The 15,552-nt window shown below is 70.2% G+C and carries 7 protein-coding genes, 1 tRNA gene and 1 rRNA gene; 7 read left to right on the top strand and 2 right to left on the bottom strand.

Annotated features, from left to right (window positions below; genetic code table 11):
* From rrf to ACZ4NB_RS30740, 3 genes are all read left to right on the top strand, one after another.
* A 5S ribosomal RNA gene (rrf, locus tag ACZ4NB_RS30730) occupies positions 1-92 on the top strand; the annotation flags it as partial.
* Positions 93-208: 116 nt separating this feature from the next.
* Positions 209-886 carry a DegT/DnrJ/EryC1/StrS family aminotransferase gene (locus tag ACZ4NB_RS30735; RefSeq protein ID WP_467666315.1) on the top strand — a complete coding sequence of 226 codons (678 nt, stop codon included), beginning with the start codon at positions 209-211 and terminating at the stop codon, positions 884-886.
* A gap of 61 nt (positions 887-947) precedes the next feature.
* Positions 948-1,023, top strand: a tRNA-Thr gene (locus ACZ4NB_RS30740).
* A 67-nt stretch (positions 1,024-1,090) separates the two neighbouring features.
* On the opposite strand, the gene ACZ4NB_RS30745 is transcribed toward ACZ4NB_RS30740, so the two are convergent.
* Complete coding sequence (locus ACZ4NB_RS30745; RefSeq protein ID WP_467666316.1) at positions 1,091-2,134, bottom strand: YncE family protein; 1,044 nt, start codon at positions 2,132-2,134, stop codon at positions 1,091-1,093.
* Positions 2,135-2,288: 154 nt separating this feature from the next.
* On the bottom strand, positions 2,289-4,961 hold the full coding sequence (locus ACZ4NB_RS30750; RefSeq protein WP_467666317.1) for a SpoIIE family protein phosphatase: 2,673 nt from the start codon (positions 4,959-4,961) through the stop codon (positions 2,289-2,291).
* 258 nt (positions 4,962-5,219) lie between these two features.
* Between ACZ4NB_RS30750 and ACZ4NB_RS30755 the strand changes: the two genes are divergently transcribed.
* The 4 genes from ACZ4NB_RS30755 to ACZ4NB_RS30770 all read left to right on the top strand — a co-directional run bounded on the left by ACZ4NB_RS30755 (position 5,220) and on the right by ACZ4NB_RS30770 (position 15,546).
* Positions 5,220-10,736 (top strand): HAMP domain-containing protein, encoded by a 5,517-nt coding sequence (locus ACZ4NB_RS30755; protein WP_467666318.1) that lies wholly within the window; start codon positions 5,220-5,222, stop codon positions 10,734-10,736.
* A gap of 256 nt (positions 10,737-10,992) precedes the next feature.
* The gene (locus ACZ4NB_RS30760; protein WP_467666319.1) at positions 10,993-11,649 is read left to right on the top strand and encodes a response regulator; all 657 of its coding nucleotides are present in this window, start codon (positions 10,993-10,995) and stop codon (positions 11,647-11,649) included.
* 92 nt (positions 11,650-11,741) lie between these two features.
* On the top strand, positions 11,742-14,513 hold the full coding sequence (locus tag ACZ4NB_RS30765; RefSeq protein WP_467666320.1) for a DNA translocase FtsK: 2,772 nt from the start codon (positions 11,742-11,744) through the stop codon (positions 14,511-14,513).
* A gap of 223 nt (positions 14,514-14,736) precedes the next feature.
* A complete protein-coding gene (locus ACZ4NB_RS30770; RefSeq protein ID WP_467666321.1) occupies positions 14,737-15,546 on the top strand; it encodes a helix-turn-helix domain-containing protein in 810 nt (269 codons plus the stop codon).
* Positions 15,547-15,552 lie beyond the last annotated feature (6 nt).

Here is a 15,552-nt window from a genome sequence, read left to right on the forward strand (position 1 = left end):
CGCCCGGTTACATTCCGAACCCGGAAGCTAAGCCTTTCAGCGCCGATGGTACTGCAGGGGGGACCCTGTGGGAGAGTAGGACGCCGCCGAACAATTCTTCAGCTCTGGTCCCTGAATCCTCGTGGTTCAGGGACCAGAGCTTTTTTGTTCTGATTTTCGGGTGGTGGGTGTAACGCGACGTTCACCTCATCTGACGATGATCCGCGTCATGGGCACAGTGGGAACACTCAGGGCGGCCGGCGTACGCGCTGGTGACGAGGTCGTGTTGTCGGCGTACGGCAACGCCGAAGTGGCCCGGTCCGTGGTGGAGCTGGGCGCGGTGCCGGTGTTCGCCGATGTGGACGCCGAGAGCTACTGCCTGGACCCGGCCGCGGTCGCGGACGCGGTGACCAGCCGGACCGCTGCCATCGTCGTGATGCACCGGTTCGGGCGGCGGGCCGACGTCGGCTGGATCCGTGAAGTGGGGCAGCGGCACGGGCTGTTGGTGCTGGTGGAGGACGAGCCCGGGGCGGACCCGGCGGGAGCCGAGCTGCGTCGGGCGCATGCGGAGTATCTGGACAGTCGGCTCAACGGGGTCTGGACGCCGAAGCCCGCGGCGGGGCACACCTACGAGCAGTATGTGGTGCGGGTGCCGGGGAACGGGCGGCCGGACCGGGACGCGTTCGGACGGGCGTTGCGTGCCAAGGGAGTTGCGTGCAAGGTGCCCGTGCTGGCGCCGGTCTACCGGATGCCGGGGCTGCGGCGGGATGTGTTTCTGCCGGAGACCGAGCGTGCGGTGGACGAGACCTTGGCGCTGCCCGTGCACATGGGGATGTCGCGGCGGGAGCTGCACAAGATGGTCGGTGCCTGCAATGCACTGGGCGGATTGCTGCAGCCGGCCTTTTAGGCACGGCGGTGTCCGGTTCGAACTCGCCGCGGAGTTGGGGTAATATTCTTTCCGTTGCTGCGCCCCAATAGCTCAGTCGGCAGAGCGTCTCCATGGTAAGGAGAAGGTCTACGGTTCGATTCCGTATTGGGGCTCCAGAGGGCAAAGGCCCCCGCCATTCGGCGGGGGCCTTTGTCGTATGCGGATCCGGTGTGCGGTGGCGGGTCAGCTCTTCGCGGGGATATAGGCCAGGCCGTGGGCACCGGAAACGTCGGTGCGATCGACCGTCAGAGTGGTGACGGGGCTCAGGTTCTGGAGGTCGACGACGGTCACCGTGCTGTCCAGGAGGCCGGAGACGTACGCGAGGCGGCCGTCGGGGGAGGAGGTGATGGTCAGGGGGAATCGCCCGACCTGTACTTCTCCGCGAGGGGTGAGGGTGTCGGGGGCGAAGACGGTCAGGGCTCCCGGGAGTTGGGTGCCGAGCGGGCCGCCGGAGGTGCTGTCCTGGCGCAGCTCGCCGGCGAGGAGGGTGCCGTCGGCGGTGGCGTGGACGGGCAGGGTCTGGCCCTTGGTGGGGAGCGTGCGGACGGTCTCGTGGGTGGTGGTGTCGATGATGTGGAGGGCCGTGGGCGCCGGCGACGGCGTGGGGAACTCGGCCTTGGGGGCGGCGACGTAGACATGGCGGCCATCGGGGGCGACGGCGAGGCCCTCGCTGCCGGGGACGGGGATGCGGTGCGTGCAGACCCCGCGGTCGAGGTCGACGACGGAGACGAACGGGGCTTCCTTGTTGGTGGCGTAGCCCTGCCGTCCGTCGGGGGTGACGGCGAACCAGTGCGGGCCGGGCGCCATGGTGGAGATCCGGCCGAGGCGCGCGTGGGTGCGGGTGTCGATGACGACGACGCCGCCCGGCTCGGAGTCGGTGGCCTCGACGCTCACGTACAGCCGGGCGCGGGCGCGGTCCAGGGCCAGGCCGTGCGGGGCGTGGTCGGGGGAGAGGTCGAGGGTCGCGACGATGGTGCGGGTGTCGACATCGATGACGGTGACCTCGTGGGACCGGCCCGCGTTGGCATGGTAGTAACCGGACCGGTAGGTGCTGGCGCAGTAGAGCAGCCGGTGGTCGGGGTCGAAGCACAGTTCGTGCGGCTGCGGCGGCACCCGTAGGACGTCGAGGCGTTCGTGGGTGGCGGCGTCGAAGAAGGTGACGGTGGAGCCGGACTGGCTGACGACGGCGAGCTGATCGCCGGGCGAACCCGCGGTGTGAGATGTCATGTGCCGTATCGTGCGCGGCCGTTGGGGCCGACTCCACTGCAGGTCGGGCAAGGGTGCAGTGCACCGCGCGCAAGGTTGCCGGTGATGCCGGGGCAGCGGCCGGTGGGCTGTGACGCAGCCCACACGGGCCGCGGCGGCCGCTGCTCCGGGGTGGTCAGCTCGTCTGGAACTCGGGGACGCGCATGGCGAGGATGGCCATGTCGTCGGAGGCCGGTTCGGCGGCGAAGCGTTCCACGGCGCGCAGCACGCGGGCGGCGACGGCACCGGCGGTCAGGCCCGTACAGGTCGTCAGGACGTCGGTGAGGCCGTCGTCGCCGAGCATGCGGGTGCCCTCGCGGCGTTCGGTGACGCCGTCGGTGACGCACAGCAGGACGTCGCCGGGGTCGAGGGTGACGGTCTGCTCGTAGAGTTCGAGGTCGTCCATGACGCCGAGGAGCGGCTGGGGTTCGGCCGCCGGCTCGACCGTGCCGTCCTGGCGCAGGCGGAGCGGCAGGGGGTGGCCGGCGCAGACGACCTTGAGGACGGCGCTGCCGTCGTCCTGCGGCCACAGCTCGCCGTAGAGCAGCGTCAGGAAGCGGCTGCGGGCGCCCTCGTCGAGGATGGCGGCGTTGAGCCGTTCCAGGACGGCGGGGCCGCCGAAGCCCTCTCGGGCGAGCAGGCGCAGGGCGTGGCGGGCGAGGCCGGTGACGGCCGCGGCTTCCGGGCCCGTGCCGCAGACGTCTCCGATGGCGAACCCGTAGGCGCCGTCGCGGATGGGGAAGAGGTCGTAGAAGTCGCCGCCGACCTCGTTGCCCTCGCCGGCCGCGCGGTAGATGACCTCGATCTCGACGCCGGCGATGTCGGGCAGCGGCTCCGGGGGGAGCAGGCTGCGCTGGAGGGACTGGCTGATGGCCGTGCGCTCGGAGTAGAGGCGGGCGTTGTCGAGGGCGAGGGCGGCCCGGCGGGAGAGGTCCTCGGCGAGTTCGAGGATCTCCTGGCGGAAGTGCTCCTCGGTGGGCTTGCCGAGGGTGAGCATGCCGATGACGCGGTTGCGGGCGACGAGCGGGAGCACGACGGTCTCGCCGCCGACGGCGGAGGCGGTGGCGAGGGTGGCGCCGGGGCCGCTGGAGGGGCGGGCGGAGTTGCCCAGGCCCAGGCTGCGCATGGAGGTGCGCAGGGCGGCGTCGTGCGCGGCGTCGCCGGGGGCGGTCCATACGCGGGCGCCCGGGGTCGGGACCGGCTCGGGCGGGTCGACCTTCATCAGGAGGGTCTTGAGGCCGTCGATGCGGTCCTCGTCCTCGTGCAGGACGTAGGAGAGTTCGGGCTCGGATGTCTGGTCGGCGACGGTGTAGACGGCGCACCACGTGGCGAGCGTGGGGACGGTCATCTGGGCCATCAGGGCCAGGGTCTGGTCGCGGTCGAGGGTGCCGGCCAGGAGGTCGGATGCCTCGACGAGGAAGGACAGGGAGCCGCGGCGCAGCTTCTCCAGCTCGGTCAGGCGGGCGCGTTCGACGGCGAGGGCGATGCGGTCGGCGGCGAACTGGAGGCGGAGGGCCTCCTCGTTCGTATAGCGGCCGGGGCCTTCCGCGGCGACGCCGAGGGAGCCGGTGAGGCGGCCCTCGACCTTCAGCGGGACGGTGACGACCGAGCGCATGCCCGTGCCGCTGAGCAGTGGTACGGCGCCCGGGACGGCGGTGAGGTCTTCGTGGACGGCGGGCATCCGGGCGGAGCCGTAGCGACCGGATCCGGCCTCGACGGGGACGCGGGCGAACCGCTGGCGGGCGGAGGGCAGGCCCGTGGAGGCGCGTACCTCCAGCTCGGTCTCGTCGTCGGTGGCCAGCAGGAGGTAGGCGGCGTCGCCGTCGAGCATGTCGCGGGCGCGTTCGACCGTGCGCTGGAGCAGGCCGTCGAGGTCGTCGGGGGCCGGGGAGCCGATGAAGACCTCGAAGGGGTCGGAGGGGCGTCCCTCGGACTGCACGGCCTGGGCGGCGGCGTCCGGTGCGGGCGTGCGCTGGGGGCTCTGGAGGATCGCGCGCTCGTGGTCGCGCACCAGGAGGCAGACCGTGGACGCCTCGCCGTCGGCATCGCGTACGCGCAGGTGGGAGGCGTATACGGGGATGACGCGGCCGTCGGCGCCGCGCATGCCGTAGGAGCCCTCCCAGCGGGAGAGCTGGAGTGCCTCGGCGATGCCGGTGCCGGTGCCGGGGGTGTGCGGCCAGGCGGCGAAGTCGGTGAGCGGTTTGCCGATGACCTGCTCGCGGTCGTAGGCGAAGAGGTCCTGGGCGTCCTCGTTCCAGAAGCTGATGCAGCCGCCGCGGTCGATCTGGACCACCGCGACCCGCACGCGGGTGTCGGTGACCGGGAGGGCGTCCACCGGGAGGGCGGGGCCGGCGGAGCGGGTGCCGGCGGGGCGCTCGGGGAGGTCGAGCTGGAACCAGACGTGCTTTTGCGCGGCGGTGTACTCGACGCCCCACCGGGAGGCGAGTGCGCCGCACAGCAGCAGACCGCGGCCGCCCTCGCGGTCGGGGTGGACGACGACCTGTCCGGCGTTCTGGAGCGGGATCTCACGTTCGGGGTATCGGTCGGCGACCGAGATCCGTACCCCTCCGTCATTGCGCAGACACAGCACGTCGGCGGCCGTGCCGGCGTGGACCACGGCGTTGGTGACCAGCTCGCTGGTGAGGACGACGGCGTCGTCGACGATGTCGGCGCAGCCCCAGCCCTGGAGGGTGTCACGGACGAACGCACGGGCAGTGGCGACCGAGCGCCCCACCGGGTCGAAGGTTGCGGTGGCCCGCGCGGTGATCACTGGTCTCCTCATGCGTGTGTCGGTGATCTGCTCCCCCATGGTCGCGGCGCCCCTCCGAATACCTGTCGTGCTCGTACCACCGCCCGGGAGCGAGACCGGGGGGTGGACAGCCGTATGCCAGGTTACTTACCTTCGCCGCACCCGAGGATGCCGGTCACGTGTGTTTCCGCCCCAATCGTTCCCTGGGACGTGTGCGATGCTGCCGAACTGTTATGGCCTGGTTGGGCCATGGTGAAACACTGGGCAAGTATCAAGAGAAAGCCCGGGTGGAACGGTCGACCCTTCGGGAGGGACACGGTGGAGTCTGGCGCAGCGGCGCGGGGCGCAAGCACGCGCGCGAAAGGCGGACGATCCCGGAGCAACGGGACGACCGAGGTGGATACGGCTGCGCTGAATCGGCTGCTGGTCGCTCTGGTCGCGATGCGGGACGGGAACTTCCGCAAACGGCTCACGGTGTCCGGCGACGGCGTCATGTCGGAGATCGCGGCGGTCTTCAACGAGGTCGCGGACCGCAATCTGCATCTGACCGGTGAGCTGGCGCGGGTGCGCCGGGTCGTCGGACGTGAGGGAAAACTCACCGAACGGCTGGAGGTCGGGGCCGCCGAAGGCTCCTGGGCCGCGGCCATCGACGCCTCGAACGCCCTGGTCGACGACCTGGTGCGGCCCGTCTCCGAGGTGGGGCGGGTGCTCTCGGCGGTCTCCGAGGGAGACCTGGAGCAGCGGATGGACCTGCGCTCGCGCAGCTCGGACAGCTCCTCGGAGCATCCGCTGCGCGGTGAGTTCCTCAAGGTCGGCCGTACGGTCAACGGGCTGGTCGACCAGCTCTCCGCGTTCACCGACGAGGTCACGCGAGTGGCCAGTGAGGTCGGTACGGAGGGCAAGCTCGGCGGGCAGGCCCGGGTGCGCGGAATGTCCGGCTCGTGGAAGGACCTGACGGAGTCCGTCAACACGATGGCCTCCCGGTTGACGGCTCAGGTGCGTGATATCGCTCTGGTGACCACCGCGGTCGCCAAGGGTGATCTGTCGCGCAAGGTGACCGTCCATGTCGCCGGCGAGATGCTCGAACTCAAGAACACCGTCAACACGATGGTGGACCAGCTGTCCTCCTTCGCCTCCGAGGTGACCCGGGTCGCCCGCGAGGTCGGTACGGAGGGTGAGCTCGGCGGGCAGGCTCAGGTCCCCGGCGTCGCCGGCGTGTGGAAGGACCTGACGGATTCGGTCAATCTGATGGCCGGGAACCTCACCGCGCAGGTGCGCGGGATCGCCCAGGTCACCACCGCCGTCGCGAACGGCGACCTGTCGCAGAAGGTCACCGTCAGCGCGCGCGGCGAGGTCGCGCAGCTCGCCGACACCATCAACACCATGACCGAGACGCTGCGCACCTTCGCGGACGAAGTGACGCGGGTGGCGAACGAGGTCGGGGCCGAGGGCCAGCTCGGCGGCCAGGCGCAGGTACCGGGCGCGGCCGGCACGTGGAAGGACCTCACCGACTCGGTGAACAACGCCTTCCGCAACCTGACCGGGCAGGTGCGGGACATCGCGCAGGTGACGACCGCGGTCGCCAACGGCGATCTCTCGCAGAAGGTCACCGTCGATGTCGCCGGTGAGATGCTGGAGTTGAAGAACACCGTCAACACGATGGTGGACCAGCTCTCGGCGTTCGGTGCCGAAGTCACCCGCGTGGCACGGGAGATCGGCGTCGAGGGCGAGCTGGGCGGCCAGGCGGCGGTCCCCGGGGCCGCGGGCACGTGGAAGGACCTGACGGACTCCGTCAACACCGCCTTCCGCAACCTGACCGGGCAGGTGCGCAACATCGCCCAGGTGACGACCGCGGTCGCCAACGGCGACCTGTCGCAGAAGGTCACCGTCGACGTCTCCGGCGAGATGCTCCAGCTGAAGAACACCGTGAACACGATGGTGGACCAGCTGTCCTCCTTCGCCGACCAGGTCACGCGGATGGCCAGGGACGTGGGCACCGAGGGCCGGCTGGGCGGTCAGGCCCGGGTGGACGGCGTCAGCGGCACCTGGAAGGAACTGACCGACTCCGTCAACTTCATGGCGGGCAATCTCACCTCGCAGGTGCGGCAGATCGCGCAGGTGACGACGGCGGTCGCGCGCGGTGACCTGTCGCAGAAGATCGACGTGGACGCGCGCGGCGAGATCCTGGAGCTGAAGAACACCATCAACACGATGGTCGACCAGCTCTCCGCGTTCGCCGAGCAGGTCACCCGGGTCTCCCGGGAGGTCGGTACGGACGGCCGGCTGGGCGGCCAGGCGCAGGTGCCCGGCGTCGCGGGCGTCTGGCGCGATCTGACCGACTCCGTCAACGGCATGGCCGGCAACCTGACGGCCCAGGTCCGCAACATCGCGCAGGTCGCCACGGCGGTCGCGCGCGGCGACCTGTCGCAGAAGATCGACGCCGACGCCCGGGGCGAGATCCTGGAGCTGAAGAACACCCTGAACACGATGGTCGACCAGCTCTCCTCGTTCGCGGAGCAGGTCACCAGGGTCGCCCGCGAGGTGGGCACCGAGGGCATCCTGGGCGGCCAGGCCGAGGTGCAGGGCGTCAGCGGTACGTGGAAGGACCTCACCCAGTCCGTCAACTTCATGGCGAACAACCTGACGTCGCAGGTGCGCAACATCGCCGAGGTGACGACGGCGGTGGCCCGCGGCGATCTGTCCAAGAAGATCACCGTCGACGCCAAGGGCGAGATCCTCGAACTGGTCACGACCGTCAACACGATGGTCGACCAGCTGTCGTCGTTCGCCGAGCAGGTGACCCGGGTGGCCCGTGAGGTGGGCACCGAGGGCCAGTTGGGCGGCCAGGCGCGGGTGCCGGGCGCGACCGGTATCTGGCTGGACCTCACCGACAACGTCAACCTGATGGCCAACAACCTGACCATCCAGGTGCGCAACATCTCGCAGGTCTCGGCGGCGGTCGCCAACGGAGACCTGACCAAGAAGGTCACGGTCGAGGCGCGCGGCGAGGTCGCGCAGCTCGCCGACACGGTCAACACGATGGTCACGACGCTGTCGTCGTTCGCCGACGAGGTCACGCGAGTGGCCCGCGAGGTGGGCACCGACGGCATCCTGGGCGGTCAGGCCCGCGTCCCCGGCGTCGCCGGCACGTGGAAGGACCTCACCGAGTCCGTGAACTCCATGGCCAACAACCTGACCGGCCAGGTCCGCAACATCGCCATGGTCACCACCGCCATCGCCAAGGGCGATCTGACCAAGAAGATCGACATCGATGCGCGCGGGGAGATCCTCGCGCTGAAGACCACCATCAACACCATGGTCGACCAGCTGTCGTCCTTCGCCGAGCAGGTCACCCGGGTGGCCCGCGAGGTGGGTACGGAGGGCCAGCTGGGCGGCCAGGCGCAGGTACGGGGCGTCGCCGGCACCTGGCGCGACCTGACCGAGTCGGTGAACGAGATGGCCGGCAACCTCACCCGCCAGGTGCGCGCCATCGCCGCGGTCGCCGCGGCGGTCACCCTCGGCGACCACAACGTCCGGATCGACGTGGACGCGGCCGGCGAGATCCTGGAGCTCCAGGACAACGTCAACACCATGATCTCCACGCTCCGCGAGACCACCCTCGCCAACGAGGAACAGGACTGGCTCAAGGGCAACTTGGCCCGGATCTCCGGTCTGATGCAGGGCCGGCGCGACCTCAAGGACGTCGCCACGCTGATCATGAGCGAGCTGTCGCCCGCGGTCTCCGCGCAGCACGGCGCGTTCTTCCTCGCGGCGCAGCCCGACAGCCAGGAGATCGGCGCGGACGGCGGCGAGCCGGGCGCGTACGAGCTGCGGCTGATGGGCTCGTACGGCTACGCGATGGGCGGGATGCCGACCACCTTCAGGCCCGGCGAGACGCTGATCGGCACGGCGGCGGAGGAGGGCCGCACGATCCTGGTGGAGAACGTGCCCTCCGGCTACCTCAAGATCGCCTCCGGGCTGGGCGAGGCGCCGCCGGCGAACGTGATCGTGCTGCCGGTGCTCTTCGAGGACAAGGTGCTCGGCGTGATCGAGCTGGCGTCCTTCCACCCGTTCACCCAGATCCAGAAGGACTTCCTCAGCCAGATCGCCGAGATGATCGCGACCAGCGTCAACACCATCTCGGTCAACACCAAGACCGAGGTGCTGCTCAAGCAGTCGCAGGAGCTGACCGAGCAGCTGCGCGAGCGCTCCGCGGAGCTGGAGAGCCGGCAGCGGGCACTGGAGCTGTCCAACTCCGAACTGGAGGAGAAGGCCGAGCAGTTGCGGGCGCAGAACCGCGACATCGAGGTGAAGAACACCGAGATCGAGGAGGCGCGCCAGGTCCTGGAGGAGCGCGCCGAGCAGCTCGCGGTCTCGATGCGCTACAAGTCGGAGTTCCTGGCGAACATGTCGCACGAGCTGCGGACGCCGCTGAACTCCCTGCTGATTCTCGCCAAGTTGCTGGCCGACAACGCCGAGGGGAACCTCTCCCCGAAGCAGGTCGAGTTCGCCGAGACGATCCACGGTGCGGGCAGCGACCTGCTCCAGTTGATCAACGACATCCTGGACCTGTCGAAGGTCGAGGCCGGCAAGATGGACGTCAGCCCGACGCGGATCGCGCTGGTCCAGCTCGTCGACTATGTGGAGGCCACGTTCCGGCCGCTGACCGCGGAGAAGGGACTCGACTTCTCCGTACGGGTCTCGCCGGAGCTGCCGGCCACGCTGCACACCGACGAGCAGCGGCTGCTGCAGGTGCTGCGCAACCTGCTGTCCAACGCGGTGAAGTTCACCGACAGCGGCGCCGTCGAACTGGTCATCCGGCCGGCCGGCGCGGACGTCCCGGTGGCCATCCGCGAGCAGCTGCTGGAGCACGGCTCGCTGCGCGACCCGGACGCCGACATGATCGCCTTCTCGGTGACCGACACCGGCATCGGTATCGCGTCCAGCAAGATGCGCGTCATCTTCGAGGCGTTCAAGCAGGCGGACGGCACGACCAGCCGCAAGTACGGAGGCACCGGCCTGGGCCTGTCGATCAGCCGGGAGATCGCCCGCCTGCTGGGCGGTGAGATCCACGCGGCCAGCGAGCCCAGCCGCGGTTCCACCTTCACGCTCTACCTGCCGCACAACCCCGGCGGGCTGCCGCCGCAGGGCTACCCGCAGCTGGTCGCCGGCGGGCTGGCGATGGACGCGGAGGCCCGCGAGACCGAGGTCGGGCTGCAGGAGGCCGAGGAGGCGCAGCACCGCGAGGCGGGCGCCGGCGGCAGCCTCAACCGGCGTCGCCGCCGGGCGGTTTCGGGCGCTCAGCGCCGGTTCGAGCTGCCCAGCCGGCAGACGTCCGTGGCGCAGCCGCCCACGCCGCCCACCCCGCCCCCGGCGCAGCCGAGCGCCCAGCAGCCCGCCGAGGAGCCCTGGATCGGCAACGGCCAGGATCTGGTGGATCCGGGCTTCGACGGCGGCTTCCACGGCGAGAAGGTGCTGATCGTCGACGACGACATCCGCAACGTCTTCGCGCTCACCAGCGTCCTGGAGCAGCACGGGCTGTCGGTGCTGTACGCGGAGAACGGCCGGGAGGGCATCGAGGTGCTCGAACAGCACGACGACATCGTCCTGGTGCTGATGGACATCATGATGCCGGAGATGGACGGGTACGCGACCACGGCCGCGATCCGCCGGATGCCGCAGTTCGCCGGTCTGCCCATCATCGCGCTGACCGCGAAGGCGATGAAGGGGGACCGGGAGAAGAGCATCGACTCCGGGGCGTCCGACTACGTGACCAAGCCGGTGGATACCGATCATCTGCTGTCGGTCATGGAGCAATGGATGCGCGCGGAGTGACGGGGCGTCCAGTATGGGGGCCGAAAGAGGATCATCGCGTGCTGACTGAGTGTCGCCGGGCACGTGTGGAAGTGCAGGATCCGGGGAACCTTCTGGTCTCTGTCTGCGTTTCTGCTACGTGCACAGTGACATCGCGGTGACAGGGTGTGGCGACAGGCGGGGTGCAGCTACCATGACCGGCACAAGGACGGGCGGCGTGACGGAGTCGTCCCCTGGGGCGGCGTCCGGTTCCATGCCGGGGCGAGGAGGACGGGCCATGGTGCAGAAGGCCAAGATCCTCCTGGTCGATGACCGGCCGGAGAATCTGCTGGCGCTGGAGGCGATCCTCTCCGCGCTCGATCAGACACTGGTGCGGGCATCGTCCGGGGAGGAAGCGCTCAAAGCACTGCTCACGGACGATTTCGCGGTCATTCTGCTCGATGTGCAGATGCCGGGTATGGACGGTTTCGAGACCGCCGCGCACATCAAGCGGCGCGAGCGCACCCGTGACATCCCCATCATCTTCCTCACGGCCATCAACCACGGCCCGCACCACACCTTCCGCGGCTATGCGGCCGGCGCGGTGGACTACATCTCCAAGCCGTTCGATCCGTGGGTGCTGCGCGCGAAGGTCTCGGTCTTCGTCGAGCTGTACATGAAGAACTGCCAACTGCGGGAGCAGGCGTCCCTGCTGAGGCTCCAGCTGGAGGGCGGCCGGCCGAGCGCCGACGAGGCGCGGGAGTCCGCGGGGCTGCTCGCCGAGCTCTCCGCGCGGCTGGCCGCGGTCGAGGAGCAGGCCGAGGCGCTCTCCAAACAGCTGGACGAGACCGCGGACGCCGCGGCGGTGGCCACCGCCGCGCATCTGGAGCGCAAGCTCACGGGGCTGCGCAGGGCACTGGACGCCCTGGAGCCGGGGGCGGGTACCGCCGGATAGCTGACTGCCTTTCATGAGGCGGGCGCGCGACACGGATGGGTGAAGCGCCGCGCGCTCGTGTCATGCCCGCGATCGCCTGTAATCTCGTCGCCATGGCCTCACGTACGTCCGGCAAGGGAACCCAGAGCGCGGCGGGCCCCTCGAAGCAGCGCGCCGGACGGTCCGGGGGCGCGGCCAAGAAGACCGCCGCGAAGAAGGCGCCCGCGAAGCCGGCCGCCAAGAAGGCGGCGGCGAAGAAGGGCCCGGCGAAGAAGGCACCGGCCAAGAAGGCCGCGCCGAAACCGGCCCCGTCACCGACCGGCGGTGTCTACCGCCTCGCCCGCGCCTGCTGGCTGGGCCTCGCGCACGCCATCGGGGCGGTGTTCCGCGGTATGGGCCGCGGCGCGAAGAACCTCGACCCGGCGCACCGCAAGGACGGCCTGGCGCTGGGGCTGCTGGGCCTCGCGCTGGTGATCGCGGCCGGCACCTGGTCCAACCTCTCCGGTCCGGTCGGGGACCTCGTCGAACTGCTGGTGACCGGCGCGTTCGGCCGGCTCGACCTGGTCGTCCCGATACTGCTGGGCGGTATCGCGGTACGCCTCATCCGGCACCCGGAGAAGCCGGAGGCCAACGGCCGCATCGTCATCGGGCTGTCCGCGCTGGTCGTCGGCGTCCTCGGGCAGGTGGCGATGGCGTGCGGATCGCCGGGCCGCAACGACGGGCTGCCCGCCATACAGGACGCCGGCGGCTATGTCGGGTGGGTGGCGTCCAAGCCGCTGATCTTCACCGTCGGGCAGACCCTGGCCGTCGCGCTGCTGGCGCTGCTGACCCTCTTCGGGCTGCTGGTGGTCACCGCGACGCCGGTGAACGCCATTCCGCAGCGGCTGCGGGCGCTGGGCGTGCGGCTGGGCGTGGTGCACCCCGCCGAGCCCGAGACCGGCTTCGACGAGGTCGAGGAGTACGCGCAGGAGTGGCGCGAGCGGCCCGTGCGCAAGCCGCGGCGCAGCGCCGCCGCGGCGCCCGCCGCGCCCGACCCGGACGCCATAGAGGAGGCGGCGCTGGCCAAGCGGCGCCGCCCGCGGCGGGCGTCCGCGCAGGCCGACCCGGACCGGCCGATGGACGCGGTGGACGTCGCCGCCGCGGCCGCCGCGGCGCTGGACGGCGCGGTGCTGCACGGGGTCCACCCCTCACCGCTCGTCGCCGGGCTCAGCAGCGGCATCTCCGGGGAGCGCGGGGAGTACGGCCGCGAGGACACCGCGGTGGAGGGCGGCACGGTGCCGCCGGCCCGCGAGGCGGAGCCGGCGCCGGCCGCCGCCGAGCGGACCTCGTCCGTGCCGGACTTCACCAAGGCCCCGCCCGAGCCGTCCGGCGATCTGCCGGCGCGCGCCGAGCAGCTGCAGCTGTCCGGGGACATCACCTACTCGCTGCCCTCGCTGGAGCTGCTCTCGCGGGGCGGCCCCGGCAAGACCCGCAGCGCCGCGAACGACGCCATAGTGACGGCGCTGACCACGGTCTTCCAGGAGTTCAAGGTCGACGCCGCGGTCACCGGCTTCACCCGCGGCCCGACGGTCACCCGCTACGAGGTCGAGCTCGGCCCCGCCGTCAAGGTCGAGAAGATCACCGCGCTGGCCAAGAACATCGCCTACGCCGTCGCCAGCCCCGACGTCCGCATCATCAGCCCGATCCCGGGCAAGTCCGCGGTCGGCATCGAGATCCCCAACACCGACCGCGAGATGGTCAACCTCGGCGATGTGCTGCGGCTGGCGGACGCCGCGGGCGACGACCATCCGATGCTGGTGGCGCTCGGCAAGGACGTCGAGGGCGGCTATGTCATGGCCAACATGACCAAGATGCCGCATGTGCTCGTCGCGGGCGCCACCGGCTCCGGCAAGTCGTCCTGCATCAACTGCCTGATCACCTCGGTCATGGTGCGCGCCACGCCGGAGGACGTACGGATGGTGCTGGTCGACCCCAAGCGGGTCGAGCTGACCGCGTACGAGGGCATCCCGCATCTGATCACGCCGATCATCACCAACCCCAAGCGGGCCGCCGAGGCGCTGCAGTGGGTGGTCCGCGAGATGGATCTGCGCTACGACGACCTCGCGGCCTACGGCTTCCGGCACATCGACGACTTCAACGAGGCGGTGCGCAGCGGAAAGGTCACCTCACCCGAGGGCAGTGAGCGGGAGCTGGCGCCGTACCCGTATCTGCTGGTGATCGTCGACGAGCTGGCCGACCTGATGATGGTCGCGCCGCGCGACGTGGAGGACTCGATCGTCCGCATCACCCAGCTCGCCCGGGCGGCCGGTATCCATCTGGTGCTCGCCACCCAGCGGCCGTCCGTCGACGTGGTCACCGGCCTGATCAAGGCCAATGTGCCCTCCCGGCTCGCGTTCGCCACCTCCTCGCTGGCCGACAGCCGGGTCATCCTCGACCAGCCGGGTGCCGAGAAGCTGATCGGCAAGGGCGACGGGCTGTTCCTGCCGATGGGTGCGAACAAGCCGGTCCGTATGCAGGGCGCGTTTGTGACCGAGGCCGAGGTGGCGGCCGTCGTCCAGCACTGCAAGGACCAGATGGCGCCGGTCTTCCGCGACGACGTCACCGTGGGCAGCAAGCAGAAGAAGGAGATCGACGAGGACATCGGCGATGACCTCGATCTGCTGTGTCAAGCCGCTGAACTGGTGGTTTCCACCCAGTTCGGGTCGACGTCGATGCTCCAGCGCAAGCTGCGGGTGGGGTTCGCCAAGGCCGGGCGGCTGATGGACCTGATGGAGTCCCGGAACATCGTCGGGCCGAGCGAGGGCTCCAAGGCGCGCGACGTTCTGGTGAAGCCGGACGAATTGGACGGAGTGCTGGCGGTGATCCGGGGGGAGGCTACTGAGTAGCACACACATCCGGGTCACTCGTACGAGAGAAGCACGCAACCGTTTCTCCTGCCGACACGTCAAGTTGAGGGAGGCGAGGGAACGATGCTTCGTCATCAACCCCTTGGCACCGCCGCGGGCGTTCCGATGGCGTACAAACTCCGCCCTCCCGCTTGCCCGACCCTTTCGCCCCACCCCTAGACTGAACTTCCAGCAGGTGGCTACACGCTCGAAAGGCGCCCCCGTGTCCATCGGCAACTCCCCCGAATCAGACCGGCCTTCCGTCGGTCATGCCCTCCAGCAGGCCCGTATCGCGGCGGGACTGACCGTCGAAGAGGTCAGTACGACGACACGGGTGCGCATCCCCATCGTTCAGGCGATCGAGCAGGACGACTTCTCGCGCTGCGGCGGCGACGTCTACGCCCGGGGACACATCAGAGCGCTCGCTCGCGCCGTCTCCCTCGACCCCCATCCGCTGATCGACCAGTTCGACGCCGAGCACGGCGGCCGGCCCACGCCGACCGATCTCGCCGCCCCGATCTTCGAGGCCGAGCGGATCCGCTCCGAGCCGCGGCGGCCGAACTGGACCGCTGCCATGGTCGCGGCGATCGTCGCCGTGGTCGGCTTCGTCGGCTTCACGCTCTTCAGCGGCGGGGAGCGGAGCGACAACGGTCCGATCACGGCCGGTGACGCCAATGCCAAGCCGGCGCCGGCACCCACCCGCCACCCCTCGACGATCAAGCCGCCCCTCAAGCCCGAGCCCTCCGACAGCGCGGTCGCCGGCCTGCCGAAGGACAAGGTCACGATCAAGGTCACCGCCCGCGACGGCCAGAGCTGGGTCTCGGCCAAGGACGCCAGCGGAAAGCTGCTGGAGGACAGCCTGCTCAAGCAGGGCGAGTCCAAGACGATCACGGACAAGAAGCGGATCGACCTGGTCCTCGGCAACGCCCCGGTCGTACAGCTGTACGTCAACGGCAAGGAAGTCAAGGAGATCGGCGAGAAGGGCCCGGTGGAGCGGCTCAGCTACACGCCGGGAGACCCTCAGGCGGGCTGAGAGCGC

The sequence above is a fragment of the Streptomyces sp. NPDC026575 genome (assembly GCF_055567415.1).

Bases quoted from the DNA above. Each gene is read 5' to 3' on its own strand.
- ACZ4NB_RS30745 (WP_467666316.1), bottom strand. From the start codon at position 2,134: ATGACATCTCACACCGCGGGTTCGCCCGGCGATCAGCTCGCCGTCGTC.
- ACZ4NB_RS30750 (WP_467666317.1), bottom strand. From the start codon at position 4,961: ATGGGGGAGCAGATCACCGACACACGCATGAGGAGACCAGTGATCACC.
- ACZ4NB_RS30765 (WP_467666320.1), top strand. From the start codon at position 11,742: ATGGCCTCACGTACGTCCGGCAAGGGAACCCAGAGCGCGGCGGGCCCC.
- ACZ4NB_RS30760 (WP_467666319.1), top strand. From the start codon at position 10,993: ATGGTGCAGAAGGCCAAGATCCTCCTGGTCGATGACCGGCCGGAGAAT.
- ACZ4NB_RS30735 (WP_467666315.1), top strand. From the start codon at position 209: ATGGGCACAGTGGGAACACTCAGGGCGGCCGGCGTACGCGCTGGTGAC.